Annotated in this window: 1 pseudogene; it reads right to left on the minus strand. The window is 54.1% G+C overall.

The features are described from left to right. Nucleotides 1–560 (minus strand): annotated as a pseudogene (gene yebU / locus CRI63_RS23590) (16S rRNA (cytosine(1407)-C(5))-methyltransferase RsmF); the annotation flags it as partial.

A 560-nucleotide genomic window follows, 5' to 3' on the forward strand; every position in this document is an offset into this window, starting at 1 on the left:
CCGGGAACAGCCAGAGTTCTTTATCGCGCTGCCAGAGGCGCAGATTTTCATCCCACTGTAAGCCAACGGCAGTCGCCGCCTGGCGAATTTGTGCGGCTTCGCGATCTTTGATTGGGCTAAACGGGAAATTACCCACTTTGTATTTCGGTGCGGGTAAGGCGGGAATCGACTGTGTTTTGCGTAACCGGGCAACGAAGAAGCCTTCGCAGTCGTAAATTTGTGGGAAAACGTGCAAAAAGCCTTCTTCGGTGAGCGCCTTGTCCGCGCCAGGGAAGAGATCGCCCAGCGGTAAAAACTCTACTGCGTCGGGGTAAGTCTCTTTCAGCCACAGGCAAACGGCTTCGTTTTCTTCCCGGTTTAAGGTACAGGTCGAGTAAACCAGCGTACCGCCAGGGCGTAATGCATGAAAGGCACTGTCGATCAGTTCCCGCTGGGTGGCAGCGATTTCCTGATTGCTTTCTGGTGACCAGTTTTTTCAGTGCGGTCGGGATCTTTACGCACCACGCCTTCGCCAGAGGCAGGGGCGTCCAGTAAAATGGCATCGAACATTTCTGGTAACG

Source organism: Escherichia sp. E2661 (assembly GCF_004745185.1).
In the GTDB taxonomy this organism is placed as follows: domain Bacteria; phylum Pseudomonadota; class Gammaproteobacteria; order Enterobacterales; family Enterobacteriaceae; genus Escherichia.